This window comes from Algoriphagus jejuensis, assembly GCF_039523455.1.
Lineage (GTDB): Bacteria > Bacteroidota > Bacteroidia > Cytophagales > Cyclobacteriaceae > Algoriphagus > Algoriphagus jejuensis.
Map to the genome: position 1 here is coordinate 1 of NZ_BAAAFI010000023.1, position 2,328 is coordinate 2,328.

Sequence of the window (2,328 nt, forward strand, 5' to 3'; positions counted from 1 at the left end):
GTATCCATCCGACCAACCCCGTCTCGTAGGAAAAGGGATTTTTATTTAAGTCGGTATTCTTGCCAGTTTGAGGGAAGCAGTTGGTAGAGGTCTTTTTGTTTGTGGCTCTGGATTCTTTCAAAGACATCTTTGAGCCAGTCAAATTCATTGAGGTTATTCTTTTTGCAGCTGGCCATGAATGAGTACATCGCTGCGGTCATCTCGGCGGCGTTATGCGATCCTGCAAACAGGTAGTTTTTTCTTCCGATGGCTAATGGCCGGACGGCGTTTTCGACCAGGTTGTTGTCGATTTCCATCTGTCCATGGAGTACATAGGCACTCAGGCCGGCCCATCTTTTATGGGCGTAAGCGATGGCTTTACCCATGGGGCTCACCGGCCGGTAGCTGTATTGGTTGTCCCCCAGCCACTTGCCCAGACTCTCTAGAATCGGATCAGCATACTTTTTTCGTGCTGCTGTCCGCAGTTCCCAGTTCAGATTTTCTTCTCTCATCTTTGCTTCTACCAGATAGAGCTTCTGGATTTCGTCCAGCACATAGTTGGCGCACTTTTCATCGTCTTTGACTGCGTCCACGAACTTGCGCCTGGCGTGCGCCATACAAAACGTGAGATGGATATCAGGATGGTTTTCAAACAGGGCATCATAGACACTATAGCCATCGGTCTGGATGATCCCTTTGAAGTCGGCCAGCATGGCTTTCGGACCCGATTGATCCCGCCCTCTTCGGTAGTCAAACAGGACCAGCCGGTCCACCGGAGTATGGTAGAGCCACATGTACCCCTGATGGATTCCGTTTTTATGATCTCTGTCCAGAACTTTGATCGGAGTTTCGTCCACCTGAAGGTATTTTTGGTTTAGAACCATCAACCGGAGGAGCTCCCAGAGCGGTTTGAGTTGCTCCCAGCCTTCCAGTATCCAATCTGAGGCACTTGAAGCGGGAATCCGAACTCCCATTTTGGAGTACTTGTCCAGCTGCCTGTGCAATGGCATGCCGTATACGTATTTGTCGACGGTCAGCTGGGCGATGACCGATTCGGAGGGAATGCCTTTCTCAATCACGCGGTCAGGAAGTGTTCCGATGAGGATGCCTTCTCCGTTTGGTTTGGCATACTTGGGACGGATATAACGCTTGACATAGAAGGATGAGGGGATCACTTCCAGCACCTCGGTGACTTCCTGGCCGATCTGAACACAGTTTTCGGTAGATTCGGACGGCTGAATCACGATGTCTTCTCTTCTGAGCTCCTCGGGAAGGGTCATCCGTCCGGTGCCTTTGGCCCGTTTTCTGGGGACAGGTTTTGCCGTCACGGATTCTGAAAGCTCTTCTTGTACTGCCTTGGTAACACCGAGTTCGAAAAGTCCCAGCTGGTTTTCCCCTGCCTGGTTGTCCCGCTTTTCGCTTTTGGATCCAAAAAGATGTCTGCGGAGCTTGTCCAGCTCAAACTTCAGGTCGGAGATGAGCTCTTCCTTTTGGGTTAGTTTTTCCTCTTTTTCCGATAGGGTCAACAGGGTCTGTTCATACAGTTTTTTGTAGTCTGCCTCCCTGTTTTTCATGAACCAAAGATAGCTAAAAAATGGCCTTTTTGAGGATATTGAGGCACTTTTTACACTGAAAAGCACGCTTTTATTACGTCCCTTTTAAGGGTTCATAGCGCTTTCTGTAGCTCACCGATTCGAGCTTTACCCCCTGTAAAAGCAGGGTCAGCTGACTGCTTGTAATGGCACTTCCAGTCAGTTTGGGACGCTCAAAAGTACCTTGCTCCAGCTTCTTGACATACATGGCAAAACCGTCTCTGTCCCATTGGAGTAATCGGACCTGATTGGATCGCTTACCCAAAAACAAAAAAACGTCCCCGTTCATGGGATCGAAGCCCAGTCTGTTGCGCACTAGGCCTGCCAGAGAGTTGATGCCAAACCGCATGTCGGTAGGTTCACCGTAAATAAAATACCGGGTCGAACTCGACAGAGCCAGCATCAGAAAACCAACGCCTTGATCCGATCGGGATCCAAGGATCCAAAAAGCTCCACACTGATTCCGCTTGGATAGTTGATTCTGGCCACAGCCACCTGAAAAGTAGCTTCAGCCAGTTCGATTCGGGTAAATCCAGTAGAAGCATCCTGGGAATCGGTATTGGTTTCAAACTTTTTGCACCAAGAATAAAAGCTCACTTTGGAAATCCCTTCTCTAGCTGCAAAAGCTGCTTTACTCAATCCTGATCGCTGCCATCTATAAAACAGCTCATAATAGGTTTCGACACTCCACTTTTTCATCCCGCAACTTTAGCTCTTAAATCACGGCCTATCAAGATGCAGTTCATCGGAGGGATAC

Annotated in this window: 3 protein-coding genes; all 3 read right to left on the reverse strand. The window is 49.0% G+C overall.

Going from position 1 to position 2,328, the window contains the following annotated elements; genetic code table 11:
* Positions 1–41: 41 nt before the first annotated feature.
* Entirely contained in the window at positions 42–1,553 is a 1,512-nt protein-coding gene (tnpC, locus tag ABD031_RS13290; RefSeq protein WP_343852247.1) for an IS66 family transposase, read from the reverse strand.
* A 73-nt stretch (positions 1,554–1,626) separates the two neighbouring features.
* Positions 1,627–1,974, reverse strand: coding sequence for an IS66 family insertion sequence element accessory protein TnpB (gene tnpB / locus ABD031_RS13295; protein WP_343852249.1), 348 nt, complete (start codon positions 1,972–1,974; stop codon positions 1,627–1,629).
* Entirely contained in the window at positions 1,974–2,270 is a 297-nt protein-coding gene (tnpA, locus tag ABD031_RS13300; RefSeq protein ID WP_343852251.1) for an IS66 family insertion sequence element accessory protein TnpA, read from the reverse strand. Before tnpA ends, tnpB begins: the two co-directional genes overlap by 1 nt.
* Positions 2,271–2,328: the final 58 nt, after the last annotated feature.

Coding starts and splice junctions, on each gene's coding strand:
- tnpC (WP_343852247.1), bottom strand. CDS start 1,553: ATGAAAAACAGGGAGGCAGACTACAAAAAACTGTATGAACAGACCCTG.
- tnpB (WP_343852249.1), bottom strand. CDS start 1,974: ATGCTGGCTCTGTCGAGTTCGACCCGGTATTTTATTTACGGTGAACCT.
- tnpA (WP_343852251.1), bottom strand. CDS start 2,270: ATGAAAAAGTGGAGTGTCGAAACCTATTATGAGCTGTTTTATAGATGG.